Annotated in this window: 30 protein-coding genes and 2 pseudogenes; 9 read left to right on the top strand and 23 right to left on the bottom strand. The window is 48.7% G+C overall.

What is annotated here, in order from left to right; translation table 11 throughout:
• The first annotated feature begins 260 nt into the window (after positions 1–260).
• From ATG98_RS12150 to ATG98_RS12140, 3 genes are read left to right on the top strand one after another with little or no spacing between them, the layout of a single operon-like run.
• On the top strand, positions 261–941 hold the full coding sequence (locus ATG98_RS12150) for an N-acetyltransferase (protein ID WP_098423277.1): 681 nt from the start codon (positions 261–263) through the stop codon (positions 939–941).
• On the top strand, positions 938–1,831 hold the full coding sequence (locus ATG98_RS12145) for an ImmA/IrrE family metallo-endopeptidase (RefSeq protein ID WP_098423276.1): 894 nt from the start codon (positions 938–940) through the stop codon (positions 1,829–1,831). Before ATG98_RS12150 ends, ATG98_RS12145 begins: the two co-directional genes overlap by 4 nt.
• Positions 1,824–2,894: a beta family protein gene (locus ATG98_RS12140; RefSeq protein WP_098423274.1), complete on the top strand. Its 1,071-nt coding sequence runs from the start codon at positions 1,824–1,826 to the stop codon at positions 2,892–2,894. Before ATG98_RS12145 ends, ATG98_RS12140 begins: the two co-directional genes overlap by 8 nt.
• Here the strand turns inward: ATG98_RS12140 and ATG98_RS12135 are convergent.
• The 3 genes and pseudogenes from ATG98_RS12135 to ATG98_RS12125 all read right to left on the bottom strand — a co-directional run.
• Positions 2,884–3,441 carry a sce7726 family protein gene (locus tag ATG98_RS12135; protein WP_098423272.1) on the bottom strand — a complete coding sequence of 186 codons (558 nt, stop codon included), beginning with the start codon at positions 3,439–3,441 and terminating at the stop codon, positions 2,884–2,886. The two genes, ATG98_RS12140 and ATG98_RS12135, sit on opposite strands and share 11 nt — an antisense overlap.
• A gap of 444 nt (positions 3,442–3,885) precedes the next feature.
• Positions 3,886–4,071 carry a DUF6732 family protein gene (locus ATG98_RS12130; protein ID WP_098423270.1) on the bottom strand — a complete coding sequence of 62 codons (186 nt, stop codon included), beginning with the start codon at positions 4,069–4,071 and terminating at the stop codon, positions 3,886–3,888.
• Between the two features lie 43 nt (positions 4,072–4,114).
• Positions 4,115–4,285, bottom strand: a pseudogene (locus ATG98_RS12125) (urease accessory protein UreG); the annotation flags it as partial.
• Positions 4,286–4,338: 53 nt separating this feature from the next.
• On the opposite strand from ATG98_RS12125, the pseudogene ATG98_RS12120 reads away from it, so the two are divergent.
• A pseudogene (locus ATG98_RS12120) lies at positions 4,339–4,669 on the top strand (thioredoxin family protein).
• Positions 4,670–5,204: 535 nt separating this feature from the next.
• The gene (locus tag ATG98_RS12115) at positions 5,205–5,480 is read left to right on the top strand and encodes a hypothetical protein (RefSeq protein WP_228706112.1); all 276 of its coding nucleotides are present in this window, start codon (positions 5,205–5,207) and stop codon (positions 5,478–5,480) included.
• Between the two features lie 89 nt (positions 5,481–5,569).
• Here the strand turns inward: ATG98_RS12115 and rho are convergent, their stop codons facing one another.
• Positions 5,570–6,643, bottom strand: a complete 1,074-nt coding sequence (gene rho, locus ATG98_RS12110; RefSeq protein WP_228706111.1) for a transcription termination factor Rho — start codon at positions 6,641–6,643, stop codon at positions 5,570–5,572.
• A 29-nt stretch (positions 6,644–6,672) separates the two neighbouring features.
• Here rho and ATG98_RS12105 point away from each other — a divergent pair, with 29 nt between their 5' ends.
• The 4 genes from ATG98_RS12105 to ATG98_RS12090 all read left to right on the top strand — a co-directional run bounded on the left by ATG98_RS12105 (position 6,673) and on the right by ATG98_RS12090 (position 9,516).
• A complete protein-coding gene (locus ATG98_RS12105; protein ID WP_098423266.1) occupies positions 6,673–7,227 on the top strand; it encodes a nucleoside 2-deoxyribosyltransferase in 555 nt (184 codons plus the stop codon).
• 121 nt (positions 7,228–7,348) lie between these two features.
• Positions 7,349–7,672 carry a type II toxin-antitoxin system RelE/ParE family toxin gene (locus tag ATG98_RS12100; protein ID WP_098423264.1) on the top strand — a complete coding sequence of 108 codons (324 nt, stop codon included), beginning with the start codon at positions 7,349–7,351 and terminating at the stop codon, positions 7,670–7,672.
• Positions 7,669–7,959, top strand: coding sequence for a helix-turn-helix domain-containing protein (locus ATG98_RS12095; protein ID WP_007352686.1), 291 nt, complete (start codon positions 7,669–7,671; stop codon positions 7,957–7,959). Before ATG98_RS12100 ends, ATG98_RS12095 begins: the two co-directional genes overlap by 4 nt.
• A gap of 303 nt (positions 7,960–8,262) precedes the next feature.
• The gene (locus ATG98_RS12090; RefSeq protein ID WP_228706110.1) at positions 8,263–9,516 is read left to right on the top strand and encodes a hypothetical protein; all 1,254 of its coding nucleotides are present in this window, start codon (positions 8,263–8,265) and stop codon (positions 9,514–9,516) included.
• Between the two features lie 96 nt (positions 9,517–9,612).
• Here the strand turns inward: ATG98_RS12090 and ATG98_RS12085 are convergent, their stop codons facing one another.
• The 19 genes from ATG98_RS12085 to urtC all read right to left on the bottom strand — a co-directional run bounded on the left by ATG98_RS12085 (position 9,613) and on the right by urtC (position 25,899).
• Positions 9,613–9,807, bottom strand: a complete 195-nt coding sequence (locus tag ATG98_RS12085) for a hypothetical protein (protein WP_098423262.1) — start codon at positions 9,805–9,807, stop codon at positions 9,613–9,615.
• A 366-nt stretch (positions 9,808–10,173) separates the two neighbouring features.
• The gene (locus ATG98_RS12080; RefSeq protein WP_179888136.1) at positions 10,174–10,740 is read right to left on the bottom strand and encodes a DUF4276 family protein; all 567 of its coding nucleotides are present in this window, start codon (positions 10,738–10,740) and stop codon (positions 10,174–10,176) included.
• Entirely contained in the window at positions 10,733–11,980 is a 1,248-nt protein-coding gene (locus ATG98_RS12075; protein ID WP_098423258.1) for an AAA family ATPase, read from the bottom strand. Before ATG98_RS12075 ends, ATG98_RS12080 begins: the two co-directional genes overlap by 8 nt.
• 116 nt (positions 11,981–12,096) lie before the next feature.
• A complete protein-coding gene (locus ATG98_RS12070) occupies positions 12,097–13,839 on the bottom strand; it encodes a hypothetical protein (protein ID WP_098423256.1) in 1,743 nt (580 codons plus the stop codon).
• On the bottom strand, positions 13,836–15,572 hold the full coding sequence (locus ATG98_RS12065; protein WP_098423254.1) for a hypothetical protein: 1,737 nt from the start codon (positions 15,570–15,572) through the stop codon (positions 13,836–13,838). The genes ATG98_RS12070 and ATG98_RS12065 overlap by 4 nt, the downstream gene beginning before the upstream one ends.
• A 357-nt stretch (positions 15,573–15,929) precedes the next feature.
• Entirely contained in the window at positions 15,930–16,388 is a 459-nt protein-coding gene (locus tag ATG98_RS12060) for a transposase (protein WP_228706109.1), read from the bottom strand.
• Positions 16,349–16,567: a hypothetical protein gene (locus ATG98_RS22380; protein WP_228706108.1), complete on the bottom strand. Its 219-nt coding sequence runs from the start codon at positions 16,565–16,567 to the stop codon at positions 16,349–16,351. Before ATG98_RS22380 ends, ATG98_RS12060 begins: the two co-directional genes overlap by 40 nt.
• Positions 16,568–16,643: 76 nt before the next feature.
• Positions 16,644–17,573, bottom strand: coding sequence for a 2-hydroxyacid dehydrogenase (locus ATG98_RS12055; RefSeq protein ID WP_098423252.1), 930 nt, complete (start codon positions 17,571–17,573; stop codon positions 16,644–16,646).
• A 239-nt stretch (positions 17,574–17,812) separates the two neighbouring features.
• Positions 17,813–17,992 carry a hypothetical protein gene (locus tag ATG98_RS12050; protein ID WP_098423250.1) on the bottom strand — a complete coding sequence of 60 codons (180 nt, stop codon included), beginning with the start codon at positions 17,990–17,992 and terminating at the stop codon, positions 17,813–17,815.
• 42 nt (positions 17,993–18,034) lie between these two features.
• Entirely contained in the window at positions 18,035–18,673 is a 639-nt protein-coding gene (ureG, locus tag ATG98_RS12045) for an urease accessory protein UreG (protein WP_098423248.1), read from the bottom strand.
• Positions 18,674–18,725: 52 nt separating this feature from the next.
• Complete coding sequence (locus ATG98_RS12040) at positions 18,726–19,421, bottom strand: urease accessory protein UreF (protein ID WP_098423246.1); 696 nt, start codon at positions 19,419–19,421, stop codon at positions 18,726–18,728.
• Positions 19,422–19,426: 5 nt separating this feature from the next.
• Positions 19,427–19,888, bottom strand: a complete 462-nt coding sequence (ureE, locus tag ATG98_RS12035; protein WP_098423244.1) for an urease accessory protein UreE — start codon at positions 19,886–19,888, stop codon at positions 19,427–19,429.
• Between the two features lie 35 nt (positions 19,889–19,923).
• Positions 19,924–21,627, bottom strand: a complete 1,704-nt coding sequence (ureC, locus tag ATG98_RS12030) for an urease subunit alpha (RefSeq protein ID WP_098423242.1) — start codon at positions 21,625–21,627, stop codon at positions 19,924–19,926.
• Positions 21,624–21,941: an urease subunit beta gene (locus ATG98_RS12025; protein ID WP_098424435.1), complete on the bottom strand. Its 318-nt coding sequence runs from the start codon at positions 21,939–21,941 to the stop codon at positions 21,624–21,626. Before ATG98_RS12025 ends, ureC begins: the two co-directional genes overlap by 4 nt.
• Before the next feature lie 10 nt (positions 21,942–21,951).
• Positions 21,952–22,254 (bottom strand): urease subunit gamma, encoded by a 303-nt coding sequence (gene ureA / locus ATG98_RS12020; RefSeq protein WP_007352270.1) that lies wholly within the window; start codon positions 22,252–22,254, stop codon positions 21,952–21,954.
• Between the two features lie 18 nt (positions 22,255–22,272).
• A complete protein-coding gene (locus ATG98_RS12015; protein WP_098423240.1) occupies positions 22,273–23,205 on the bottom strand; it encodes an urease accessory protein UreD in 933 nt (310 codons plus the stop codon).
• Positions 23,202–23,900 (bottom strand): urea ABC transporter ATP-binding subunit UrtE, encoded by a 699-nt coding sequence (urtE, locus tag ATG98_RS12010; RefSeq protein WP_041635655.1) that lies wholly within the window; start codon positions 23,898–23,900, stop codon positions 23,202–23,204. Before urtE ends, ATG98_RS12015 begins: the two co-directional genes overlap by 4 nt.
• Before the next feature lie 53 nt (positions 23,901–23,953).
• On the bottom strand, positions 23,954–24,778 hold the full coding sequence (gene urtD, locus ATG98_RS12005; RefSeq protein ID WP_098423238.1) for an urea ABC transporter ATP-binding protein UrtD: 825 nt from the start codon (positions 24,776–24,778) through the stop codon (positions 23,954–23,956).
• Positions 24,775–25,899 (bottom strand): urea ABC transporter permease subunit UrtC, encoded by a 1,125-nt coding sequence (gene urtC / locus ATG98_RS12000; RefSeq protein WP_098423236.1) that lies wholly within the window; start codon positions 25,897–25,899, stop codon positions 24,775–24,777. The genes urtD and urtC overlap by 4 nt, the downstream gene beginning before the upstream one ends.
• Positions 25,900–25,921: the final 22 nt, after the last annotated feature.

The raw sequence follows: 25,921 nt of genomic DNA, 5'->3' as shown, positions 1-25,921 counted from the left end.
GTGGCTCTGAATTCCTTCAGTGCATCGACCGCAACCTCTAACCCCAGTGCTGCGGAGTCTCATATCGATCAAGCAAGGCTTCAACGCCGGTTAACCGGAGCGCTAATCAAAAAAGTTATCTTGGTTTTCTCGGGAAGTCTTAAAAATTATATTTTCACTGTCTTTAAACTATCAAATAACGTAGCATTTAATTGACATATAATTCGCGAATACACTATGATATTATTGATAGAATAAACTTATTTAGGGCATAATTCATCGTGACTTCCGACGAATTAAAAAAACTTATAGCAAACGGCGAGATCCAATCAGATAGCAAAGTTATAAAAGAAGGAACTCTGAAAAATTCTTCTGGTGAAAGTAGTTCTTATTCTATTCATCACGGGTGGGATATTGCTGCATCGCTTGATTGTGACGAAAGCTGGGCCCGCTCAAACCTTGAGCTATTTGGGTATATAGAGCAACAGAACTTTGATGATGAGTACTTAAATAAGGTATTAAACAGCATTCAGACCGAAGACCATCACTGGAATTGGTTCAAAAAATCTTTAGGTACCACGGGCGATGATTACGAATGGTTCTACCTTTATGCTGATAGCAAACCTCAAGCAGCCTGTCTGATTTTCCACCCAAAGAACAGTGCTCTCTGCGATTCAAATATTTTTTATGTGGAATTTTTGGCTGTTGCGCCATGGAATAGAAGCTGCTTGGTGCGTGAGCGAGATTATTTTCGTATTGGTTCAACGATGCTTACTGCAGCTTTAAAATTCGCGGTTAACCAACTCAACTTAAAACCAGGATTTTCTTTACACTCTCTGCCTCAAGCTAGCGCCTACTACGAAAAATTAAAGATGGTAAATGTTGAGAACAGAAATAAAGAAAATTTACTATATTTTGAACTTCTAGAAGACGATGCTTTACGATTATTGGGGGCGGCATGAATAAGGATGGAGAAAGCTTCAGCTTGGACGCTTGGGAAGACTTTAGTGTATCGAGCAAGACATCCTATTCTAGCGCGACAGAGCTTTATGAAAGTTTTAAAATATACAAAAACCAATTAAAATCACTACCAAAATCAGAGTTAGTTAAGCGGGGCTGGATTTCTTCGAAAAACGACACCACTTCGCTGGTAAATCTCTTTAAAGAAATACATAGAAACCACGATTCAGCACTATATAGAAAGTCCGACACAGCAAGCTTCTCTCTAACATCACTCTGGTTTTCTAAGATCAAATCCCAAGCGGAAGTGTCCGCCTTTAAGAATTCCACTCGCTCGTTTGAGGGAATAGATAAGAATAAACTAAGAACCATCGCACAACTTAGTGTAGACGTTAATATCATTACCGAGCTTCCGAAAATCCTTTCTAATCTTGGAATTATTCTCATATATATGCGTTCTTTACCGTCCATGAAACTGGACGGTGTTGTTTTCAAAATTGATTCTGGACATCCAGTAATTGGAATGAGCCTCAGATACTCCCGCTTGGATAATTTCTGGTTCACGCTACTGCATGAACTTTCGCATATTTACCTTCACATGGATTTACTAAACAACCCAATTCTAGAAAATTTCGATATTGAGTCAAATAGTGAAATTGAAATATCCGCTAACAGACTTGCAAAGTCTGCCATTGTGGATAGACATGTTTGGCGAAACTGCGAGCCAAAGTACGATAAAAGCTTCGAAGCAATAGAAAAATTTTCCTCTGAAATTGGCATTCACAAGAGTGTTATAGCAGGACTGTTACGGAGAGAACAAGGAAACTATTCTTCTTTCAGCCGTTTAGTTAACGAAATAAACACTAGGGAAGTTATTTTTGGACATGATTAATTACATTCCTTTTCTGAAAAGCAAGTCTAATGAAATTATTGCACTAGCCGAACTAGATGCCGATATTCTTGAAAAAGTAATACCATTTTTTGACTATCCGAAAAGAAAGAACTGTGAAATCGAAGAAAGTTTCAAATCCTCATCTGAAAAACTCATTAAAAGTCTCAAGAAGCACCTAGGAACGTCGAAAACCTTTTATTATGACACCTACGACTTGAAAGATAGCCATACCATTGACGGAAAACACGTATATAGATATATACTGGAGCTGCTCAAAGATTTTCCAGTTATTCCTGTAGTATCAATTGATCGTAGCACTCTGCATCAAAAATCTGTATCAGCGCTAAAGATCAATGGCACCATTAAATCATCTGTTGTTGCATTCAGGGTCACCCCAGAAGACTTTCAGAACTTCAAAGCTGTTGAAAATGAAATTACTGAAGATCTACAATTCGTTTTCAATGAATTTGAAAAAATTGATCTTATTTTTGACTGCAGAGTCTGCTCAAACTTTGACGCTCAAACTATTGCAAATGAAATCATCAATTTCTCAACAGGTTTTACCGCAAAGTATTCAACCCGGAAAATCATAGTCACGGGATCTTCCATACCTGCATCCATTGCTGAGATTCTTGCGCCAAACAATGAAAGTTATGTGCAAAGAAAGGAAACGGATATTTTCAAGAAAACCTGCAAATCCGGGCCAAATATTAAATTTACTTTCGGTGACTATACTACTGTAAGTCCAAATTACTCAGATGCCGATATTCCTCCAGAGCAAATGCAGAACAGAACAACAGCTAAACTAAGTTATTCTTTTGGCGACCAACATTATTTCATTAGAGGTGGCTCTCTAAAAACGCGGGGGGCGAAACAATATTTTGATTTAGCTGCAGTTCTTTGTGCTAAAACTTTTTTTCGTGGCAGCCCATACTCTCTTGGCGATAAATACTTTTATCAAAAAAGTCAAAGTCTAGGCAATAACTGCTATCCGAACACAATTGTTAAGCCATCGGTAAATGCACATATAACTTATTCAGTTAGAAACCCTATTAAACCGTAGCGGATTTCATACTTCTATCCACCAAAGCATCACATATATTAACACTCAATTCTACTTTCCGCTTACTTCCAGAAATCAATTGAGCTAAAAGCTCTCTTGGCTTTTTCTTATGTTTATTCTCATTTAAAATGTCAAGCATCTCGCTCTTCCATAGAGTAAGAAGAGCTAATTCTTTATCAAAAAATGGGTTACTATTTGATCTGCGCACATGCTTCAACCGAACCTTTCCTGACGAGCTGCATGCTATAATTACTCCCCAATGAGTAGGGATGATTTCCAAAGCTTTATTTAAATGGTTCTCAGTGGTTACTAAAGTTATTTTTCTGAATGCAGTATTATAATAATTCCCTTGCCTCAAAACTCTTTCGATTTTATCGTTATATCCTTTGATTTCAAAACAGTGCGCTTCAGAATATAAAGCGACTACATCTGCAATTGCATTTCCGTTATGAACACGCAACTCATCGACGATAGCTCTTGGTTTAATCGACTGGTCGCAAAGTTTTTCCTTCAGCGCTGCTCTAATTTCGAAATCATTCAGCCGCATCGTAGATGCCCTATCGTTTTTTGCAAACTGGTTTACCCAAATAATGAGTCAAAGTTCCACTCCGACCGCAAAACTATACGCGCAATTCTTCTGCTAATCGAATTAACCCCTGCATGTCAGCGACGCAGTGATCGACCTCCTGCATCTGGGCGCCGTAGCCAGCAAAGGAAAGAGCCCGTCACACTAGAGAACCCTGCCAAGTAAGCGACCAACGTCGCTCCGGCCGGCATGTCAGCCCCGTTCGCAATACCATAAACACCCAACCAGTGAACCGGTTACCCCAGTCGGCGGCCTCGCCATGGTCGCAATTATAGTGTCTGGCAGTATTACAGAGAACGCAATTTCGACTTCTACACCCGAAACTCTCAGTCCACGCCAGGCAATGCCGGCGCGGAGGATGCAGGCGCCGACCGAGATCATCTGTACGGCCAATTGGCCTATTGCTCAGTCGTCGCTTCGCTGCCTACTCTTTTTCCAAACCGCCAACGCTATTGCGCTGACAATCACTGCCGCAACCAGGTATTCAATATGCAGAACGTCGCCAATGGCTTCGTGGCTGGAGTGTGCCAGCGCGTTGGTAGAGGCCAGCAGGAGAACTGCACTGATACTCATTTTTTTGATGTTTTTCATGACTATTTCTCCGTTTTAATTCGAAAGAAAAAAGGGTGTTCAGTCAGGCCGTCTCAACAATTTTTGCCGGCCTGCGCTCCGGCAGCATTCCCCGTTCCAGAATAAAGCTGATAATCGTCTCCAGCCCTACCCCGTCGTACAGATTCGCAAACACAAATGGCCGTTCGCCGCGCATCATTTTGGAGTCGCGTTCCATGATTTCCAGCGAGGAGTGGGAAAACCGGGACAGATTTATTTTCCAGACGGATAACCCAACAAGGAGACACCATGTCGTACACCAGCCGATATACACCCGAAACCCTGAGCCGTGATGAGCTGGACCAGAGCACGGGCCCAATGGTGATTGAATCCGGCACCAACTGGTGCGGGATCTGCCAGGGTGCTCAGGCGGACATCAAGGCGGCAATGGACAATCACCCAGACGTTCCGCATGTGAAGATTGAGGATGGCAAAGGCCGCAGATTGGGGCGGACGTTTGGCGTTTGGCGTTAAGCTCTGGCCGACCCTGATTTTTTTGAAGGATGGTGAAGAAATAGCGCGGGTCGTCCGCCCAGAAGACAGCAGCGACATCGAAGATGCACTGCTAAAAATTCACTAAGGCCGGCGCCGGCAATTGCTGGCCTGCCAGGAAAAATACGGAAACTGGAAAATAAATCTGTCCCGGTTTTCGTATGTAGGGCAGATGGCTAACCAACAGTCTGACCCGACGCGAGCCTCGTAATATAGTATGAGTGCGTAAAAGTCGGGCACCGACAGTGCTTAGATTTATGCTTGATAGCTCAGTCGAAAGGAGTGTGAGAGAAGGGTCATCTTATGAAATACGAACACGCCATTGTAAAATTTGACGGAGACCTTGCAACGGCTGCGGCATCACGATCGCTGAGGGCCCCAAACACGAGGACCGGGAGCATTACTGTACGATGTGCATGAGCGGCAATTGCAAAGCAAAATTCAAAAAAGGAAACTAAAAACGTCGCTTAACGTCCCTACAGACCTTTTCTTGAAGCATGCTTCCTCAATCATGCTCTGACACGCCTAACGGCGCAGAGGAGCAACGCCCATTGACGAGCTGTTGCTTCAGGGCTATGAGGCTAAGCCTGCAATCCTTCGAGGGAACCGACATGAACAGACGAATGATACTCATCACCTTCGCACTATTCCTGACCACTGGTGCATGGGCTTCCCAACCTTCCGTCTACACGGGCCTGCTGAGCGATACGGGAGCGGGCGGCTACGACACCTGGGCGGTCGCCCAAGGCTACCTCGCCAAAGGTGATCCACAACACTGGGCCATCCGAGATGGCCGTCTATATCTGAACTACAACCAGTCTGTGCAGAACCGATGGCTAGAGGACACCAGAGGATTCATTAGGCAGGCAGACGCGAACTGGCCAAAAGTTCTGGAATAGTGGTCAGGGTTACCTTAGAAGACCGGGCACTCGAAAATAAATCTGTCCCGGTTTTAAAAATAAATCTGTCCCGGTTTTACCGCACATCATCATCCTGGCCCGGGAATGTTTTTCAGAAGCTCGGCATTTGTGGGGTACTTCTCAAGCAGCTCAACCAGCTTTTTTGTGCCCTCTAGCGGTTTGAGACCGCCAAGCGCCCGGCGCAATGCTCTTATTTTGTCTAAATCTTTTGAATCCAACAGCAGCTCTTCACGGCGTGTACTGCTTTTCGAAATATCCAGCGCGGGAAAGATTCGCTGATTCGCCACGTCTCTCGATAAAACCAGCTCCATGTTCCCCGTGCCCTTAAATTCCTCAAAGATAACTTGGTCCATACGGCTGCCGGTATCCACCAAAACGGTTGCCAAAATGGTCAGCGAGCCGCCATTCTCAATGTTTCGTGCAGCGCCAAACAACCTCCGCGGAATCTCCATCGCTCGGGCATCTACCCCGCCAGACATCGTACGACCGCTGCTCTTTCGCTCCGCATTATGCACACGTGAAAGCCTCGTGAGAGAATCAATCACAATCATGACGTTGTGACCCTCGCCCGCTTGTTGGCGGGCGATATCAAGAAGTTCATCGGCAACGCGAACGTGATGAGCATAGCTTTCATCCGAAGAAGAAGCGTGTACCTCAGCCGGGACGCTACGCCTGAAATCAGTGACCTCTTCGGGTCGCTCATCTATCAATAACGCGTAAAGTTTAATCTCGGGATACGCCTTTCCCACCGCCTGGCAAATATGTTTTAAAACCGTCGATTTTCCAGACCCCGGCGGTGCAACTATTAAACCTCGCTGCCCCATTCCAATAGGCGTGATCAAATCCATCGCGCGCACCGTAAGTTCTTCTGAACCTGACTCCAGGCGAATCCCCGGCGCTGGATTGATAGCCACACCATTTAAAAAACGTTTTTGTGGATCAGCCTCAACTTCAACCATAGCTTCGGCTTCCCCAGCCACTGGTTTAGCGTCTTTAATTGGTTTTCGGGTTAAACCTAATGTCTTTCTCGTCATAATTGTTTGATAGCTCTTGTTTGATAGATATTTTTCGAAATGGGCTGATAACGTCACGAAGACAGCCCAAGGCAAAAAACCAGTGTGAATAAAATTAGTCTGTCCCAATTATATACAACCAGCCTCAAGAGGCCCCTATGGCAAAGCCAAAACGCATCTACCTTGCCGGCCCGGAAGTCTTCTTCCCAGCCAGCGAACACCAGCTCATCGTGGCCGAGAAAAAGCGCCTCCTTCGGGAATACGGGTTTGAAGGCGTAGACCCGCTGGATACCGAGCTGACATTTTCAGATGGCCAACCAAAACCTGATCGCGGGCATAGAATATACAAGGCCAACCGTGAACTGATGGACAGCTGCGATGCCATCATCGCCAACCTGACACCCTTTCGCGGCATCAGCGGCGACCCTGGTACCGTGTATGAGGTGGGTTACATGATTGGTCAGGGCAAGCCCGCATTCGGATTCACCCTGGATAGCCGGCACTACCGGGAACGGGCAGGTGCAACCGGCCTGGACAACATGAGCCATACAATCGAGGACTTTGAGCTGAGTGACAACCTGATGATTGAAGGCGGCATCCGCGAATCCGGTGGTCAACTATTTTTGGCTGAGCAGCCAAGCGAACACCCGTTTTTCTCTGCAGCGTTGTTCGACCGCTGTGTTCAGGCGCTTACCTATGCCCTATCGAGATAAAGTCGGGGACAACATCAACCATGCACCAAGCGACCGGGCAGCGCCACCCCGCCCTGGGTTTTCAAGATATTTCCCATAGCTGGAGTTATCATATATGATAACCTGAAAATACGGAGCACCCATGGACTGGGACATTGAATTCTACAGAAAGGTAGACGAAGAATTGGCCGGGATGCCGCCAAAAATTCAGGCGAGAATGATCCGGCTAATGGAATTGATGGAAAAGCACGGAGCGAACCTTGGGGAGCCACACACCAAGTCACTTGGTGATGAGCTGTTCGAGATCCGCGCAAAAGCCAAAGAAGGCATTGGAAGAGGTATTTTCTGCTACATGCAGGATAGGAAAATCATCATTCTCCATGTCTTTGTGAAGAAAGATCAAAAAATACCGAAGAAAGACCGAGAGCTAGCAAAAGAGCGTTTGAGGGAGGTCAAAAAATTATGAGTTTCAAACAGTTTAAGCAGAAGGCACTCGAAAATCCTGAAGTGCGTAAAGAGTACGATGCCCTTCAGGAAGAATTCAACCTGATCGACCAACTGATCACTATGAGAACGAAAGCGGGCCTTACCCAAGAGGATCTTGCCAAGAAGCTGGGAACGAGCAAAAGCAACATCTCCAGACTTGAGCGTGGCCGGGGGAACCCTAGCTGGGGAACGCTCAGCAAGTACGCCGCAGCCTGTGGTTTTCGAGTGAAACTGGAAACCACAGAAAACGACCGAGTTTCCGCATAACCCTCGGAAAACCAGGCACAATCACCCTGGCCTGTCTTGGCATCAGCGCCAAGCCACCAGAGAAGTCGCTAAAATAAATCTGTCCCAGCTTTCTCCTACTTTTAATAATTCCTTAACCGATAAACAGACACACCCAATCATCACTGCTAGTCTTCCTTAGCGAATTGAAATAAATCGAAGCATGGAGCTAGCGCTGTGACGACTCGTCCTGAATTCCTGTCTGGTGGTGAACCTGCCCGTCTTATCCCGATAACCGCAGACAGTGCCCGTGAACAAAAATCTATATCCGTATTACTTGCAGGTATGCGCTCCGTGCTTGAACTTCGCCAAGCACTGCTAAAATCCATTGGCACCCGTGTCGGAAGCAGCGCCACGTTAGAGACCTGGACTGAAGTGGTTTTTGCGAATGAAGACAAGAAGACCGCCCAACAAAAAGACCGACCAGACGGAATTCTGATTCTCCGTACGGGGAAGCGTGAATGGCGAGCGTTGATTGAGGCGAAAGTGGGGAACGAAACAATCGGCGAAGAACAGATATCACGCTATCTACAACAAGCGAAGAACCATAAGCTGGACGCAGTCATTACCATCACCAATCAGTTCGCAGCACTCCCAACTCATCACCCGGTAAAGCTTCCAAAAATCGCTACTCGCTCAGTTGCGCTTTATCACTGGTCCTGGGCATTTATCCGCACCCAGTGCCAACTCCTGCTCAAGAATAATAATGTTGAAGACGTAGACCAAGTCTTCATCCTCAGTGAAATTCTCCGGTATTTCGAAAGTGACCGGTCTGGCATCAGTAACTTTGACCAGATGAATAGCGAGTGGAAGGATGTCGTCAACAAAGTGAAAAGCCATGCTTCACTTGCAAAATCCAGTGACGAGGTACAAAACACCATTGCAGCCTGGCATCAGGAACAGCGGGACCTTTGCCTTATCATGTCCCGGCTGACCGGCAGCAACGTTTCTCTAAAGCTCAAAAACAGCCATCGGACAGACGCAGCGGAGCGTGTCAAAGATGACGCGACGGATTTCTGCAAAGAACCCGTACTCAAATGCGCGTTAAGCATCATCAACGCCGCTGCTGATCTGGAAATACACGCAGACCTGCAGCGACGAATGATTTATTGCTCCATGAAACTCACAGCGCCGAAAGATAAAAAAAGCACGAAGGCCAGAGTCAATTGGCTGCTCCGGCAACTGAAACGCACTAGCCCGGCTAATTTCTTTGTTCGGGCAACCAGACCCGGGAAAGCCGAGACCACATATCAGCCGTTGAGTGCCCTGCGGGGGGAATCACCTGAATTGCTGGAGTCCGAGACTTCCAATACCACCGCCACGAACCTGGAGGTGGTGTACGAGGTAGATTTGGCAGCTAAGTTCAGCGGTCGAAAGATATTCATTGAAGAGCTGGAAAAAGCTGTACCTCATTTCTATCATGAAGCTGGTCAATGGTTGAAGGCTTGGAGTCCGGCACCTCCAAAAATCTCTCAAGAGCCGGATGTTGAAGAAACTGAACAATCGGATGCAGCGGATCAGTCAGCGGAAAGTTCGTAAAATAAGCTTGCCTCGATTTTTCGCTGTGAAATGCCCCCTGCGTCTGTGGCACTGAATTCCTTCAGTGCCCAGAGTTCCTCGCAAAGTTCCTCGGGGTCAGGCCTTGCGTTTTGCATCTCGAATAATTCGGCTTACGCGAGAATAATGCAGTCCAAAGAAATAGCTTTGATCAAAAAGATGATGGTGATTGCCCATCAGGCGGTAGGCGTAGTATTCCCGGTTGAAGGTCTCACACTCTTCGTCGCAAAATGAAAAGAAGGCACGGCGGTCATCGTTGGTTTCAAAATTCATCTAACGCCGATTTCCGCGAGACAGACTGAGACGGTTACAACGGAATAGAAAGGCAGGGGCAAAACACAAGACCTGACCCCGTCATCTTTCGTTTTTCCATGGCAACACGGTACTCGATTAGAGGGTGTTGCACTTAGTTATTGAGCGCGCGCTGTCTTGGCATAAGCATCTCCTTGCTTCTGAAACACAGATTCCATTCTGTGCGCTGCCATCCGATATTAACCGAAGTGCGAAGAGGGTTGGTAATGATGCAAATCAGCGCCAAGCCATCAGAGAAGCCGCTAAAATAAATCTGTCCCGGTTTTCACATAGCTTTGAAGTAAAGATGAAGTCGCAACGGAAATGATGGCGTTGTGATTGGCTTTGTTATGCACAGATCGACTCCCGAATATATGTATCAAGTTTACTATAAGATTTGCAGATCATTAGTCTATCTAATGAAGTTTCAGAAGCTATTTTTCTATTATGAGTTGTATTCATATAACGCTTTTTACCACTTTTCCAAATCACATCTCTAAGGTGCTCTTTAGGAGAATCTATTGACTCAGGCTGAGCAGGAACTTTAGGATCTTTTGGCAGCCCAAATACCTTCTTTATGGCGGCTGGATCCGTTAACAGCCATGCCTCCATCTCTCCTATTGGAATGACAATAAGCGAATTAGGAAACTGGTCTTTGCCAACCTTGCGTTCAAGATCTCCACGCAATTTCGCTTCATCGTTTCTATCAAGATCGTGGAATAGAAGAATATGATCACATCCCGATTTGGATAAAAGTGAAGCCCAAGAGTTACATTTACTCTTGAGCTTACCACAACCATTACCCACGAAACGCTTTACTGAAAAATCACGTTGACTGATGTATTTTCCTAGTATTTCAGATATCACTTCGATATCACTTAGGTCTTCTGCTATTATCCCAATTTTCTTAGACATTTTCAAGATCACCATGTTTCCAGAATTCCCCCAAACTACCCTCAGTCTCAAGGTAGTCTTTTAATGCCCTCATCTCTTGACTTTTCATAGACTTGGAAATGTTTCTGACAATGGTTCCTTTTAACACGTCTCTTTTAACGGCGAAAACGTTCTTGATTTCAACTCTATCCAATACGGTGTCAGAGTGCGTTGATAAAAATATCTGTTTTTCTTTTGAATATATATTTATTAATTCTATGATGCTATTCAAAAGCCCATGATGAACACATACCTCGGGCTCTTCAATCATGAGCATACTGCTCTTATCGGTTATTAGATTAAATATCAAAGCCAAGGTCTTGAAAGTGCCTTCAGAGAGCTGGCTAGGTGATAATGTATTATCAGATATGGTAAATCCAGGAACTACCATTAAATTTACTTTCTCACGCTTTCTAACGGCACCACCAGTTAATACGTTAATACTGGAAGATGATGTCTCAACTTCTTTGAAATCGATGTTGTCAACCAACCCAATGCCGGCTGGTCCTACAATGTCGAAAAACTCTTGATAGGCATCGGTCTTTTCCTTCCGCTCGGAATACATTTCATAGAGAAATGCTTTATGGCTGCTCCTTATTGAAATTCCTCGGCGGATGCCTGACACCCCGGCCGCTTCCACCTCAAAAGATATTGGACAGTTTGAGGGGTTCGTAAATTGGGATGCGCTATAATAACCGATGCTTGAAATATACTCTGAGATAGAAATCATTGCTGACAGTGCCTTATCGTTAAATCCACGATCTGCTAAGTATTCCCTTAAAAAATGAGAGCGATCTCTCGCGCCTCCGTGGGCATTTATATTCCTGAAATGAGAAAGATCGGATATTATCTTTAAAGGTATGTTTACCTTTTTTCGACTTCCAGTGATATCAAACATGTACCAATTTTCATTGGACTCTATAACTTCATCTTCGTTTCTTTCGTTTACTACTAAATTTACTTTCGCAGTGTGAATAACGGTCTTCCCGTCTAAATCAAACCAAGTTTTTATTTCACTGGCAGAGAAAAGGGAATCTTCACGGTTTTTTATACGTGATCTACGCCTCACAAATAAGAGTGAGGACAATAATCTAACTGCAGAAAGAATATTTGTTTTCCCGCTACCATTGGGACCAATTAATACTGTCAATTCTTCGTCGGGAGAAAAAGTGGTGGCTTCACAAGAGCGATAACTTTTGATGCTAATTTTTGATATCTTCATTTACCTTCTAAGTCTCCTACGAATGAGATATATGCATGACGCTCGCATTTGCGGCTGGTTTGCAGCGCAGCGGAAAACCAGCCCGACAACATGCGTTTGTTAAAGGGTTTGCATCTTTAAGATTCTTTTGCGTCTTTACTACTTGCAGTTTCATGCTCTTTTCTTTGTTTAAAAATATCAATTATGAAATGCATGGGCACTGGCAACCTGTAATGCCTACAGCCAGTCAATATAATCGGCCAAAATGAATATTTAAAAGCGCTCATTTCATAAACCTTATTTGATTGGTCACACTCAAAAATCAACTGCTTAATCAATTCATCTGGCTCTTCGGTCACGCATACATCAGATAATGTTGCGCCATGCATCTTATCGAATTTATAAAAGTGTTCTTCAGATGACCCATCAAAGAAGTACACTTGAAAGTTGCAGTGTGGTAAAAATTCTTCTTTAATTTTTTTAATTATTTCATATGGCTCTGAAAAACCCATTATTGCTGAGAAAGCAGAGATATAGGGGTATAGGTTTGAGCCTTTAGTTACGCTTTTCTTATACTCGTCAGTTTTGTCAATAGGATGCTCTATCAATTCAGCGTAGCTTCTTATGGTTGTAGGATACTTATCGCTGATCATAAGCATTTGATATATCTCACGAGTCATATTGACTAGCCAAGATTGGATATCACACCAGTGTTTTTGGTCTAAAGAAAGAAACCAGAGCGCTAAGACTAAATCTATTGCTTGCTCATCTTTATATGGAGTGAACAAAATAGGATTATTGACTATTAGTTTTTTTATCGATTCTTGGTACTTGGCAACTGCTTCTGAAAAAAACTTACGACTATCTACATTTTCTTCGCTGATTTGCCCTAGATACCAGTATGACCAACAGCCAATTAGAGCTAACCGACCCAACACATCAAACAGTTTTAAGTTCACATCTATGGCGCAAGAAGGCCTAACCGCATGTGATATAGCATACAGACTATTGCAATGAGGGATTATTTTTTCTTCAATATATTGATTTGATACTTGGAGATTTAACCTAATAATTGAATCCAAAGTTGTAAGCGAAGAAACTGCCACCCTATTTTTTTTACCAAACGCAAACTTCGCAGCTTCCCAAACATTCAGCATTGTAAACTCTGCCGATAGATATGCGCTTTCTAAGTTGCCCTCATCTCTACACCATGAGTATAATATCCAAAGACATAAATATAACTGGCGAATGCCTGTTAAGATATCTTTTGGATTTTTGTCATCAGTGACAGTAAGGCTAATGGCAAGCTGGCTAAAGTGTTTAAATGATACTTCTGGCTCATCAATCATCGCCAGTGACTTACGGAGTAGACCGCGACAGTTTTTGGGTAACAATTCCTCACGAAGCATATGCTGCTCAATTAAATCTGCAAGCCTATCGCCATTCCATTCAGTGAAATTTAAGTCATCTGCCTTTAATTTACCTAAAAACATACTTACGTTAGATCTTACTTCTTCTTTAACTTCACCACCAAAACATAAACAAATCTCAACAGGTCTATCTTTGTACTCTGCTGGAATACGGGTCGGAATAAACACATCTATAATTTCATTGATAGAAGGACGCAAATCTTGTGGGTTGCCGCTATCCCAATCCTTTCTGTCTAAATCGCCAGATTTCACCGAGAATAGATAAACCTTGCTTTCAGATTCACTAGACAACTTACCGAAAGCACCAACATCCACTCCGTATTGTCTGCTGCCAACGCCAGGTTTTAAAAATACTTCTAAGCCCATTTGCGAGAGTAAGTCAGGCAGTAAGGCATCCAATTCGCCTCGCTCTTTCAAAGACGCTAAGTATTGTCTAATCACTAATTTCATGATGTGCAGCCCTCCGTTTTAAACTGCCAGATCATGTTTTTTAAACCATTTGGGTCGAGGTTATGCATTGATGCAAATTCAAATGATGTACTAATTTCACTAAGAGGAACTTCCTGACGGGTCTTTTGCTCACCATGATGTATATAGTGAATCGAATTATTTCCATATAGTAATACTGATTCATTCCCAGCAAACAAAGAGGTAAGAAGAGACTTACTTCTGGCCTTCTTCATAGACTCACTCATTAGTTTATTGTGATGCCTCCAATACGTATGCCTGTCCTGATCACTAGGGCTTAATTCATTTATTTTTAAAGCCGCTTTCACTGATGCTTGATACTCTTCGTATTCAGATAACACATTAGATGCTATCTGTTTGAGCCTCTTTTCTTTTGACTCTCTCAATTCTTTCATATGTTTACGTATACTTCCCGGATAACTCACGCAAAGAGGATGAAAAATGAGTTGTTGAATATCATTTAGTTCATCTTCAGGAGCATCAAGAATTAACGACTCAATTAAGCTAACTGCTGTTTTAGGCTGATTGAAGAACCACCCACAAGCTTTTCTCGCCAGAAACAGATGCACGCCTTTGCTTTCATTGATAAAGCAGCCACTATCAAACCCAATAAAAATATCTTTGTCTGACTCTTGAAGAAGGTCAGCGGCGCACTTTCCTAGTTTTACTTTTTTTGACAACAACCATCGAGTAAGCAATGAAGATAGGTGAGTATCTTTATTATTATGTAGCTCTCTAACAAAACTATCGAAATGTTTGACTGATAACTGGTAATTGCTCAACTCAAAAAAGTGTTCTAAAAATGCGACACAATCATCAAAATTATTTCGCTTCAATATCCGCTCTAATGCGTAATCAATGTTATTTATAGTGCCTTTGTTTTCTGGTTTGGTGTTACTACAAATATCCAATAATTCCGGCTCTACATTATCAGTTACCTTTTTTCCGTCATAGAATAGAATTTCAGAAGCAGCATGAATATATCGGTCATCCAAATGCTTGGAGTGTGTGCTTAAAAACTCTAAGAATAAGCTTTCTAAATCGCTAGATTGAGAGCCAATAGCAAACAGTGCACGCATCGACGTTGCCAAGATAATATCACTCGGTGAGGAAATAGATGCTTTCCTTATGGCTATTGCTACAGGCTCCAATAGATTTTCGTTTCGATAGTCAATTCTACCTAATGCAAAAATGGCTCTTTGCTTGACTAATTCATTTTTATTGCTAAGTAACGCAATAGCTTTATTAACATAAAAAGCCTCATCGCTGCTTGCTCCAGCTTCAATAGCAGTTGATAGGTGATCAAACTTTTCGTCAATATCTGTTAATGCGAGATCTAAAAGAGTTTTAGATCTATCAGTATCTTTTTTACAAAACTCTCTAAGCGGAGACAAAAGCATATATGCGGCCATATCTTGGCCTGCTTCTAGCGTAAGGTGTTTCACACAATCAGCAACGTCTTTTACTGGAGCATTTATATGAGGTAAAACTTCTTTGAAAACTCGTCGTACTAAAAAAAAGTCATGGTTTTCAGTTGTATTTTTAAAACTGTGAAATAATTCAACAAGATTGAATTTACCTTCATTATGTAATTTAGCTAAAAGGCTAGGGAGAAGCTTTTCATCTTTTCGATCTTGATAATAAATTTCTTGGATGAAATCTAAAAAGTTTCCATCCTTGTATACCTGAATCAATTTGCCTTTTAGATCATCCACGTCTTTTCATTCCTATAACGATAATCTGTGATGTTGGACAGTTAACACCTAAGCATTTAATGGTCGTGCGCAGCATGACCATTAAATGTCTGTTGGACTAAGCCGCCAACTCCGCAGCTATCGAACAATGCTTAAGGATAAAGTAATTTGGAGGCGAAGCCTGAACGGTACATCTGGGGCCCGGTACGAAGCAATGCCGGCGGGTTTTGGTCTCATTCGATCCTTCATGAGGCGGTTCCTTGTTGTGACTACCCTCAGATTACCCCTCGTATACCCCTTTTTCCAGCGTTCGCTCGCAGAAACGCCCAGCTCCTTTAAAATGGCTGTTTTCCAAGCACCGAACCAGGCGGAGATGGGTTACCCCGTTAGGACCACCGCTGGTCTAAATCGTGGAACCTGGCGAGTCATACGAACCAGACCGTTGTTACACAGGAGGCACGGCCAGCATCGCTGAGACGCCGAGCTCTCCAGTGTCGTTTCTGGTTTGGGCGGCTGCGATAAGTAGTGCCGGATAACCGCCAGTTTGCGGCGTCGGGTTCGATTGCTTAGGTAGCCAAAATGGCGAATCCGCATGAAGCCTTTGGGCAGAATGTGCATCAGGAACCGCCGCACGAACTCCTGGCCATCCAGCCATTGGGTCTTCAATCGGGAATGATCCCGATAGTCCTTATAGCGGAAGGCGATCCGGTCATCCTCCATCGTCAACAAACGCCCATTACTGATGGCGATTCGGTGAGTGTAGCGAGCCAGATAATCCACCACGCTCTCGGCCTGGTTCAGGCAGTGTCGGGTGTAAACCACCCACTCGTGCTGCATAGGCCGTCGATCACACCATCAATCTCACCGTTGCGGGTCACCCGGTGCAGTTCGCCGGCGTTCACCGCCGCTCTCAGCATCGACACCATTCGCTCTCGAAAACGTCGGGGTAAGGCCCGTACCGGGAACAGGTAGTGGTTTTTGGCCTGGGGAAAACACCAGAGGCAGGCGCTCTTCACACCACTTAATCTCCCGGGGATACACTATACCTGCCTATTGTGCCTGTCCTTTGTGGATATGATTCAATCCAACTGATTAATAACCTCGAAAAGCGTCTACTTGATTCATTAAGGCCCGACCGCTTTTCATCAGTCGATAGTTTTTCAAAATTTGAGGCGCGACTGAATTAGGGTCTGTAATGCTTGAGCAGTGAGGGGTCAGGAGTATTTTGTTGTTCTGCCAAAATGGATGCATCTGAGATAATGGCTCCTCTCTAAAAACATCAAGGCACGCTCCTCTCAGCTGACCTTCATTTAGTGCTGTTATCAGATCTTCATCTATCAAGTGTTCGCCCCTTGCTACATTGACCAAGCAAGCCCCAAAAGGCAGTTTATTAAAGTTTTCAAGGTTAAGAATACCACGCGTCTCGTTTGTCAGGGGCAATAGGCAAATCAATATATTTACTTGTGAAAGAAATTCTTCTAGTTGCCTGTCACCTACATAAGACTTTACTCCGGTCATCGTTTTTTGAGTGCGGGACCAACCGATGACATTAAATCCAATCTTAGAAAAATTGTTCGCCGAATATTCTCCAAGCTTACCCAACCCCATTACACCGATGGTCGTATGGGCTATCGCTTTGGGTGGCTGCTGTTTCCAGTTCGATTGGTATTGCTGGGTTTTGTATATGTCAAAATCCCGGAAGTAATACATAACGGCTGTATGGAGATATTCATACATAGACTGTGCTAAGAGAGGATCTATGATTCTTATCACCGGTAAATCTTTTGGAAAAAATTGATCATTCAGTAAATGATCTATACCTGCGCCCATAGAGCAAACGCATCGCAGATTTGGGTAGTCTCGTAGAACGCCATCAGGATGATTCCAACATAAGGCAAACTCAACGTCATCTTTGCGGCTTTCGTTTGGCCATATTTGAACGTCGAGAGTAGGGTCTAATGCCCTTAGGGCGGCTACCCAGGGTTCAGGGTCTTTATTGGTACAAATAATTGATATTGTCATGTTATTTTGCTTTTTCCCGTAACCATACCGAACGCTTCATCACCGCCAAAACGCGACTTCCTCATTGTCACGCACTGATGCAGAACAAAGGTTCAGCCAAGCTATATCGAAAAAATACCTTAGCTCAAAAATTACGTGAGCGCATGGCACCGCGCGACGTCCAGGTTATTGCAATAACCCAGAAGTCGCACGATTCAAAACGGGTACGGGGAAAGGCTGCACAGTCGTCATCTTAACTCTCAGCGACGTTGCTTAATCTTCTTCCAGGCCGTGAACGCTATCGCGCTGACGATCACTGCCGCAACCAGATATTCGATGTGCAGAATGTCGCCAATGGCTTCGTGGCCGGAGTGCGCCAGCGCGTTCGTGGAGGCCAGCAGGAGCATCGCGCTGATACTCATTTTTTTGATGTTTTTCATGACTGTTTCTCCGTTTTAATTCGAAAGAAAAAAGGTGTTTGGTCAGGCAGTCTCAGCCAGCTTTTCCGGCCTGCGCTCTGGCAGCATGCCCCGTTCTAAAATAAAGCTGATAATCGTCTCCAGCCCCACTCCGTCGTAAAGGTTCGCAAACACAAATGGCCGCTCGCCGCGCATCATTTTGGAATCACGCTCCATGATGTCCAGCGAGGCGTGCACGTATTCGGCGATGTCGATTTTGTTGATGATCAACAGGTCGGATTTAGTGATGCCGGGGCCGCCTTTGCGGGGAATTTTGTCGCCGGCGGATACGTCAATCACGTACAGGGTCAGGTCAGACAGTTCCGGGCTAAAGGTGGCGGAGAGGTTGTCGCCACCGGATTCCACCAGCACCAGTTCCAGGTTCGGGTGTCGGTTTTGCAGGTCGTCGATGGCCGCCAGGTTCATGGAGGCATCTTCGCGTATGGCTGTGTGGGGGCAACCGCCGGTTTCAACGCCCAGTATGCGGTCTGCCGGCAGGGCGTCGTGCTTCAGCAGGAAGTCGGCGTCTTCTCTTGTGTAGATGTCGTTGGTGACCACGGCGATGTCGTAGTGGTCTTTCAGGGCGTTGCACAGCTGGCGCAGCAATGCGGTTTTGCCGGAGCCTACCGGGCCGCCAACGCCTATTCTCAAGCAATGTATCATGGTTATTTCCTCGGTCGCTATTCGTTTCTGAAGACGTCAGTTTCTGAAAAAGTTAACTTCTAAAAAGTCTCGAATACTGTGTTTCGTGCAACGCACTGCCCAGCGCCAGCCCCGGCAGAATGGGGCCGAGTTCTTCGTCTTCCCTTTGCAGTGCTACCTCCACGGCTGTCACCAGCAGCGGGCGCATGTGTTCGGTGATGCGCTGGGCGGCTGTGTGGCCAAGGGGCAGCGCTTTGCAAGCGACAGACAGCTGGTTTTCCAGCCAGGCCCAGGCAAAGCCAATCAGTGTTTGGCGCGGCGGTACCTGTCGGTAATGGGCTACCCAGGCGAACATGGTGATGTAACCCGGTTGGTTTGGAATCAGGTTCGCACCCGGCAGCAGGCCCAGGCTGCGCAGCAACGTCACCAGGGCGGCGCCCAGGCGGGTGTCTTCGTCACTCAGTTCGGCGGTTTCACGGATCGCTTGTAGCCAGGTGTTCCAATGGGCAATGGCCTCTGCGTCTTCCGATGCCCAGGCCGTTTGCAGCCGCGCCAGCAGCGGCAGTTCGCAGCGGCTTAAGCCATCTTCAAGAACACCTTCCAGCCATTCGCGTAAGTCGGCTTCGGTTTTCACCCAGCCCAGTTCAAACGCGCTCTCCAGGCCCTGGGACCAGGCAAAGGCACCGATGGGCAGCGCGGGGCTGACCAGTTGCATCAGGCCCAGTAATGCCAGATCGCTCGAGGCGCTTGGTTGGCTGTCAATCGTCATGGCTGTCAATGCTCATGGTTGTGCGCGGCCGGCGAATAAGCACCCGGTTCGGGGTCGAATTTGGCGTTGTGGTGTATAAGAGTGGCGCCCAGGTGCTCGGCCAGTTCTTCCAGCACGTGGTCTGGTGGGAAGCGAATCCAGCCACCCTGCTTGTCTTCGCCAATGGCCAGTGACACGTGGCGGTTACCCAGGTGGAAGCACAGGCGCGCCAGCGGCAGGCCGGCGGCAATGCGTGCGGTTACCACCGGCTCGTCGGCGGCGCGAATGCGGATAACTTCGCCGGTTCGGGCTTGCAGCAGGTCGCCATCACGCAGTACCGGGCCACGGTCCAGAAACAGGCCTACGTCGAGGCTGGTTTCGGTGGTGGCGCGCAGGCGGCCGCGCATACGCAGCTCGTAAGGCAGAGTCAGGTTGTCGTGAATTTCTGCGCTGTCGATGTTGTGGATGCGTTCTATTAATTCCAGCATAGGGTTCTCCGGTTGCGCGTTAAAACAGTTACGCCTTAAAACAAGTGGTAGCGCTGGGCCAGCGGCAATTCGCTGGCCGGCTCGCAGGTGAGCAGTTCGCCGTCTGCGTACACTTCGTAGGTTTGCGGGTCTACGGTGATGTGCGGGCAGGCGTCGTTCAGTTTCATGTCGGCTTTACGCACCTGCCGCACGTTTTTGCAGGCCGCCAACGGGCTGTCCAGGCCCAGTGCTTTGCCAACGCCCGCATCTAACGCAGCCTGGCTGACGAACGTCAGGCGCGTGGCGCTGGCCGCTTTGCCGAAAGCGCCAAACATCAGGCGGTAGTGCACGGGCTGGGGCGTGGGGATAGAGGCGTTGGGGTCACCCATGGGCGCGGCTGCAATCATGCCGCCTTTCACAATAAGGGCCGGCTTTACGCCGAAAAACGCCGGGTTCCACAACACCAGGTCTGCCATCTTGCCCACTTCCACCGAGCCCACTTCGTGGCTGATGCCGTGGGTGATGGCAGGGTTGATGGTGTACTTGGCGATGTAGCGTTTGGCGCGAAAGTTGTCGGCGCCCAGGCTTTCGTCTTGCGGCAGCAGGCCCCGCTGCTGTTTCATTTTATGGGCGGTTTGCCAGGTGCGGCACACCACTTCACCTACCCGGCCCATGGCCTGGGAGTCAGAAGCAATCATCGAGATAACGCCCAGGTCGTGAAGGATGTCTTCTGCGGCGATGGTCTCGCGACGAATGCGTGAATCGGCGAAGGCGACGTCTTCGGGAATGTTCGGGTCCAGGTGGTGGCACACCATCAGCATGTCGAGGTGTTCGTCGATGGTGTTCACGGTGTAAGGCCGCGTGGGGTTGGTGGATGACGGCAGCACGTAGGGTTTAGAACAGGCGGTGATGATGTCTGGCGCGTGGCCGCCACCGGCGCCTTCAGTGTGGTAGGTGTGAATGCAGCGTTCTTTGAACGCGGCCAGGGTGTCTTCCACAAAGCCGGATTCGTTCAGGGTGTCGGTGTGAATGGCCACCTGTACGTCGTATTTGTCCGCCACCGTCAGGCAGTTGTCGATGCTGGCCGGGGTGGTGCCCCAGTCTTCGTGCAGTTTCAGGCCGATGGCACCGGCTTTTATTTGCAGTTCCAGGGCTTCGGGCAGGCTGGCGTTGCCTTTGCCGAGGAAGCCGATATTCATCGGCATGCTGTCGACGGCCTGCAGCATTTTGCCCATGTGCCAGGCACCGGGTGTGCAGGTGGTGGCATTGGTGCCGGTAGCCGGACCGGTGCCGCCGCCGAGCATGGTGGTGATGCCGCTCATCAGGGCTTCTTCAATCTGCTGGGGGCAGATGAAATGGATGTGGGCGTCGATGCCACCAGCGGTGAGGATTTTGCCTTCGCCGGCGATGATTTCGGTGCCAGGGCCGATAACGATGGTGACATCTGGCTGGGTGTCGGGGTTGCCGGCTTTGCCGATGGCGGCGATGCGGCCGTTTTGTAGGCCAACGTCGGCTTTAACGATGCCCCACCAATCCAGAATCAGGGCGTTGGTGATGACGGTGTCCATCACGCTGTCGTCGGCGCGCTGGCTTTGGCCCATGCCGTCACGGATGACTTTGCCGCCGCCGAATTTTACTTCGTCGCCGTAATGGGTGGCGTCGCTTTCTACTTCTATCCACAGCTCGGTGTCGCCCAGCCGGACTCGGTCGCCGGTGGTGGGGCCGTACATGTCGGCGTAGGCTTGTCGGGTGATTTTCATGTCTTCGTCTCCAGATTGCCCATCACTTCGCCGCGGAAACCGTAGATGTTGCGGCTGCCGGCAAACGGAATCAGGGTGACCTTTCGTGACTGTCCAGGCTCGAAGCGAATGGCGGTGCCCGCAGCGACATCAAGCCGGTAGCCTGTTGCTTTGGGCCGGTCAAATTTCAGCGCCGGGTTGGCTTCGGCGAAGTGGTAGTGGGAGCCGATCTGTATCGGGCGGTCGCCGGTGTTGGCAACGTCAACGGTGATGCGTTTGCGGCCGGCGCAGAGTTCTATGTCGCCGTCTTTCAGTTGGTACTCTCCGGGGATCATGGCGCGGCCCTCATACAATGGGGTTGTGAACAGTCACCAGTTTGGTGCCGTCCGGGAAGGTGGCTTCTACCTGCACTTCGGGAATCATCTCGGCGATGCCGTCCATCACGTCGTCGCGGGTCAGAATTTCTGCGCCGCTGCTCATCAACTCGGCAACGGTTCGGCCTTCCCGCGCGCCTTCCATAATTTCGGTGCTGATCAGGGCGATGGCTTCGGGGTAATTCAGTTTCAGGCCTTTGGCTTTGCGGCGTTCGGCCAGCAGGCCGGCGGTGAACAGCAGCAGCTTGTCTTTGTCTCTTGGTGTCAGTTCCATTTTGTTATTCCTCTAATCTCAGGTCAGCCATATCCGCGGCACTGTCGCCGCTTTGCCGGTCAGCAAGGGCCGCAATAACTCCCAGGCTTGCTGGCATAAAGCCCAGGCTTCGTTTCTTTCGTGTCCCAGATAACGCAACAGCACCACGCCCCGGCGACGAGTAACAGCCCACCGTGGGTTTGCCGGCAGTGCAGCTCGCAACGCTTCTATCGCGGCGGCTTCGTGTTCCAGGCCAACCACCCACAAGGTAGCCTGGACGGTTGCGCCACCCTGGCCCCAGGGGCCTTTGAAGCGGCGGTGTTGCGGGCTCATAATTTGGCGTTCCAGCCATAACGGCTGGCCGTCCATCCGCAGTTGGAAACGCTGTTCCATATGGCCGGATGCGAACGGCAACTGGCTGGCCGGGCGGCCAAGGGCGAGAATTTCCCAACCCAGGCATTTGGCGCCGGTTTGCAGTTCGATGGTGGTGGTTTGTTCGCCGCGGGAGCCGTCAAACGCCAGGGTTTCCTGCGGCAGGTATTCGAGTGTGGCGTTGCTGGCGACCTGCAAGCGGGTGTGTTGGCCCCAAGCCACACCATGGCTGTCGGCTTTATAGAGTTTGGCGGCGGCGGGTGTGGTTAGCAGCACGTGCGCGCCTTCTTCCACGGTGGCCTCAATACGCAGTTCGTCACCGCTGACCAGTCCACCCGGCGGGTGAAGCAGGTACACGTGACAGCAGCCGTTGCGGCCTTCCGGGTAAAACGGCCGCTGCACTCTTAACGGGCCGTGGTGTTTACGCCGCGCTAATCGAGTAATGGCGTTGCCTGACCCGTCGCTGCGCAGGTCAAAACCCAAAGACAGAGCCGCAGCCCAACGCCTTTGTGGGTCGAAGCGGTGGCCGGAATCCTGTTCTGGCGAGTGCAGGGGCGCTGTGCGCTGATCCACAGGCGCGACGCGCTCAAATACGGTCATACCGTCAGGTGCTTTTTAATGAGTTCGTTGGTCAGACCGGCGATTTCGCCTTCGGCTACGCGGCGGCCGCGGTCGAGGATGGCGAAGCGGTCAGCGTATTTGCGGGCGAAGGGCAGTTTTTGCTCCACCAGCAGCACCGTCAGGCCGTCTTCTTTGATCAGCGTGCGAATAACCTCGCCAATCTGAGCAACGATGTTGGGCTGAATGCCCTCCCCCGGCTCGTCCAGAATCAGCAGGCGGGGTTCAATCACCAGAGCACGGCCAATGGCCAGTTGCTGTTGCTGGCCGCCAGAGAGATCGCCGCCGCGGCGGTGGCGCATTTCTTCCAGCACCGGAAACAGTTCGTACACGCGCTCGGGGATTTTTTTGCTGCCGTCTTTACGCACCGCCAAACCGGTACGCAGGTTTTCTTCCACCGTCAGCAGCGGGAAAATCTGCCGGCCCTGAGGCACGTAGCCTATGCCGAGGCGAGAACGGTCTTCAATTTTTTTCTGGGTAAGCTCGACCTCCTGGGCGAACGTGATGGAACCGCTTTTTACGGTTTCTTCGCCCATGATGCATTTCATCAGCGTGGTTTTACCCACGCCGTTGCGGCCCATAACACAGGTACACTGGCCCTCGGGCACGTCCAGTTCCAGATCCCAAAGGGTGTGGCTTTCGCCGTAATACTGGTCGATTTTCTGGATTTTCAGCATCAGGCTTTTCATCGGCAACAGGCGCTCAATCAGCATCAAGCTCTCAACTGGCATCAGGTTTCCTCCCCCAAGTACACCTTGATAACGTCCGGGTGGTTAGACACCTGGTCCATGGTGCCTTCCGCCAGCACGCTGCCCTGGTGCAACACGGTGACTTTGCGGGCAATGGAGCGCACAAAGCCCATGTCGTGTTCCACCACCACAACGGACTGTTTGCCGGCAAGAGTGGTGAGCAATTCGGCGGTGCGTTCCATTTCCTGTTCGGTCATACCAGCCACGGGTTCGTCTACCAGCAACAAACGCGGTTTTTGCATCAGCAGCATGCCAATCTCCAGCCATTGTTTCTGGCCGTGGGACAAAATTCCAGCCAAGGCAGCGCGCAGGTTGCGCAGGCCAATCAGTTCCAATACTTCGTTGATGCGGTCACGACATTCGCCGTTCAGTACCGCGGTCAGCGTAGGCAGTACACGTTTGTCCGCCGCCATGGCCAATTCCAGATTTTCAAACACTGTGAGTGCTTCAAACACTGTGGGCTTCTGGAATTTGCGGCCAATGCCCAGCGAGGCGATTTCAGGTTCGCTTTTGGTCAGCAGGTTGTGGCGGCTGCCAAACCAGACCGAGCCGGTATCCGGTCGGGTTTTGCCGGTGATGATGTCCATCATGGTGGTTTTACCGGCGCCGTTTGGGCCGATGATGCAGCGCAGCTCGCCGTCGTCGATGGTCAGGCTCAGGTTGTTGATGGCCTTGAAGCCGTCAAAGCTCACGCTGACGTCTTCCAAATACAGAATAGGCCCGTGGCGAACGTCAACCGGTGATACTTCTGGAATCAGAAAGTTGAACACCTTGTCGCGATTGGCGAGTTCCTGAAAAAAGCTCATACGGTGGCCTCCTGCGAGTCGGAATTGTTGGCGGGAGCAGCGGCCTTTTTAGGCTTGAACACCAACCCGGCAATGCCTTTGGGCAGAAACACCGTAACCAGAACAAACAGACCGCCCAAGGCGAACAGCCAGGCGTCTGGCATCACGCCGGTAAGGACGGTTTTGGCGTAGTTCACCAGTACTGCACCAATCACCGCACCGTAAAGCGTGGCGCGACCACCCAATGCCACCCAAACCACAATTTCGATGGAGAACAGCGGCGAGAATTCGCTGGGGTTGATGATGCCCACCTGGGGCACATACAAGGCGCCGGCTACTCCCGCCAGCATGGCCGATATCACGAATACGAATAACTGCACCCGTTCCACCCGATAACCCAGAAAGCGGGTTCGCGCTTCGGCGTCGCGGCAGGCCACCGCCACGCGGCCCAGTTTGCTGGTGACAATGCCGCGGCAAATCACGAACCCAATCGCCAGCGCCACACCGGTGGCCAGGAACAGCCCCAGGCGAGTGGCATCGGTGCGCAGATTGAAGCCCAGAATGTCGCGGAAATCGGTCAGGCCGTTATTACCACCAAAGCCCATTTCGTTGCGGAAGAACGCCAACATCAGCGCAAAGGTCAGCGCCTGGGTGATGATGGACAGGTAAACACCGGTCACCCTTGAGCGAAACGCCAAAAAGCCGAACACCAGCGCCAACAGGCCGGGCGCCAGCAGCACCATTGCAAAGGCAAACCAGGCCATGTCGAAACCCAGCCAGTACCATGGCAACTCCTGCCAGTTCAAAAAAACCATGAAATCCGGCAAAACCGGGTCGCCGTAGGTGCCGCGATCGCCAATCTGACGCATCAGGTACATGCCCATGGCGTAGCCGCCGAGGGCAAAAAATGCGCCGTGGCCCAAACTCAGAATGCCCAAGTAACCCCACACCAAATCAACGGCCACGGCCAGCAAGGCGTAGCACAGATACTTGCCCAGCAGGGTGACGGTGTAGGCGCTTACATGCAGCGCGCTGTCTTGCGGCATAAAAACGTGCAGCACTGTGACGATCACCAGCGCCGCGAACAGAACACCCAAAAATGTTCGGGTGGAGCGTTCAGCTAAAGGTCTTGTTAGCCACATACTGGTGTCCCTTCTGGCTGAT

Origin of the sequence: Marinobacter sp. LV10R520-4, from assembly GCF_002563815.1 — a bacterium.
In the GTDB taxonomy this organism is placed as follows: Bacteria; Pseudomonadota; Gammaproteobacteria; order Pseudomonadales; family Oleiphilaceae; genus Marinobacter.
Note: the sequence above shows the minus strand (reverse complement) of the source record. Positions and strands in the feature narration are given on the sequence as shown.

Coding starts and splice junctions, on each gene's coding strand:
- ATG98_RS12075 (WP_098423258.1), bottom strand. CDS start 11,980: ATGAAGATATCAAAAATTAGCATCAAAAGTTATCGCTCTTGTGAAGCC.
- ATG98_RS12100 (WP_098423264.1), top strand. CDS start 7,349: ATGGACTGGGACATTGAATTCTACAGAAAGGTAGACGAAGAATTGGCC.
- ATG98_RS12090 (WP_228706110.1), top strand. CDS start 8,263: ATGCGCTCCGTGCTTGAACTTCGCCAAGCACTGCTAAAATCCATTGGC.
- ATG98_RS12105 (WP_098423266.1), top strand. CDS start 6,673: ATGGCAAAGCCAAAACGCATCTACCTTGCCGGCCCGGAAGTCTTCTTC.
- ATG98_RS12135 (WP_098423272.1), bottom strand. CDS start 3,441: ATGCGGCTGAATGATTTCGAAATTAGAGCAGCGCTGAAGGAAAAACTT.
- urtC (WP_098423236.1), bottom strand. CDS start 25,899: ATGTGGCTAACAAGACCTTTAGCTGAACGCTCCACCCGAACATTTTTG.
- ATG98_RS12140 (WP_098423274.1), top strand. CDS start 1,824: ATGATTAATTACATTCCTTTTCTGAAAAGCAAGTCTAATGAAATTATT.
- ATG98_RS12080 (WP_179888136.1), bottom strand. CDS start 10,740: ATGTCTAAGAAAATTGGGATAATAGCAGAAGACCTAAGTGATATCGAA.
- ureG (WP_098423248.1), bottom strand. CDS start 18,673: ATGATACATTGCTTGAGAATAGGCGTTGGCGGCCCGGTAGGCTCCGGC.
- ATG98_RS12070 (WP_098423256.1), bottom strand. CDS start 13,839: ATGAAATTAGTGATTAGACAATACTTAGCGTCTTTGAAAGAGCGAGGC.
- ureA (WP_007352270.1), bottom strand. CDS start 22,254: ATGGAACTGACACCAAGAGACAAAGACAAGCTGCTGCTGTTCACCGCC.
- ATG98_RS12115 (WP_228706112.1), top strand. CDS start 5,205: ATGATACTCATCACCTTCGCACTATTCCTGACCACTGGTGCATGGGCT.
- ATG98_RS12085 (WP_098423262.1), bottom strand. CDS start 9,807: ATGAATTTTGAAACCAACGATGACCGCCGTGCCTTCTTTTCATTTTGC.
- urtE (WP_041635655.1), bottom strand. CDS start 23,900: ATGCTGAAAATCCAGAAAATCGACCAGTATTACGGCGAAAGCCACACC.
- ATG98_RS12055 (WP_098423252.1), bottom strand. CDS start 17,573: ATGACAATATCAATTATTTGTACCAATAAAGACCCTGAACCCTGGGTA.
- ATG98_RS12060 (WP_228706109.1), bottom strand. CDS start 16,388: ATGCAGCACGAGTGGGTGGTTTACACCCGACACTGCCTGAACCAGGCC.
- ureC (WP_098423242.1), bottom strand. CDS start 21,627: ATGAAAATCACCCGACAAGCCTACGCCGACATGTACGGCCCCACCACC.
- ATG98_RS12025 (WP_098424435.1), bottom strand. CDS start 21,941: ATGATCCCCGGAGAGTACCAACTGAAAGACGGCGACATAGAACTCTGC.
- ATG98_RS12095 (WP_007352686.1), top strand. CDS start 7,669: ATGAGTTTCAAACAGTTTAAGCAGAAGGCACTCGAAAATCCTGAAGTG.
- ATG98_RS12145 (WP_098423276.1), top strand. CDS start 938: ATGAATAAGGATGGAGAAAGCTTCAGCTTGGACGCTTGGGAAGACTTT.
- ureE (WP_098423244.1), bottom strand. CDS start 19,888: ATGCTGGAATTAATAGAACGCATCCACAACATCGACAGCGCAGAAATT.
- ATG98_RS12015 (WP_098423240.1), bottom strand. CDS start 23,205: ATGACCGTATTTGAGCGCGTCGCGCCTGTGGATCAGCGCACAGCGCCC.
- ATG98_RS12050 (WP_098423250.1), bottom strand. CDS start 17,992: ATGAAAAACATCAAAAAAATGAGTATCAGCGCGATGCTCCTGCTGGCC.
- ATG98_RS12040 (WP_098423246.1), bottom strand. CDS start 19,421: ATGACGATTGACAGCCAACCAAGCGCCTCGAGCGATCTGGCATTACTG.
- urtD (WP_098423238.1), bottom strand. CDS start 24,778: ATGAGCTTTTTTCAGGAACTCGCCAATCGCGACAAGGTGTTCAACTTT.
- ATG98_RS12130 (WP_098423270.1), bottom strand. CDS start 4,071: ATGAAAAACATCAAAAAAATGAGTATCAGTGCAGTTCTCCTGCTGGCC.